The 253-nt window shown below is 56.1% G+C and carries 1 protein-coding gene; it reads left to right on the top strand.

Annotation, left to right across the window (positions count from 1 at the left end; all coding sequences use genetic code 11):
• The first annotated feature begins 3 nt into the window (after positions 1-3).
• A complete protein-coding gene (gene tnpB, locus I6F38_RS43675) occupies positions 4-168 on the top strand; it encodes a transposase (protein ID WP_225164751.1) in 165 nt (54 codons plus the stop codon).
• Positions 169-253: the final 85 nt, after the last annotated feature.

The following is a 253-nucleotide window of genomic DNA, read 5'->3' on the forward strand; positions in this document are numbered from 1 at the left end:
GATATGCGCCGAGGCTTCCCGAGCCTTGCGCGTCTGGTTCAGGAGAGCTTGAAGCGGGATCCGCACGCTGGTGATCTTTACGTTTTTAGGGGCCGCCGCGGCGACCTGATCAAGATCATTTGGCATGGTGTGCTGCAGAGCATGAAGGAGGTGAATAACCGAATTTGATGTGTACAGCTTTATGAGAGATGGGGGTTGGCCCTCCTGCATCGGCGTTCCAGCCGCAGATGCAAAACCACGACACTGTGGCTTC

It is taken from the genome of Bradyrhizobium sp. BRP56, assembly GCF_020194035.1.
In the GTDB taxonomy this organism is placed as follows: Bacteria; Pseudomonadota; Alphaproteobacteria; order Rhizobiales; family Xanthobacteraceae; genus Bradyrhizobium; species Bradyrhizobium australafricanum.

Excerpts from the sequence above, each read along its gene's own strand:
- tnpB (WP_225164751.1), top strand. The coding sequence starts at position 4 with ATGCGCCGAGGCTTCCCGAGCCTTGCGCGTCTGGTTCAGGAGAGCTTG.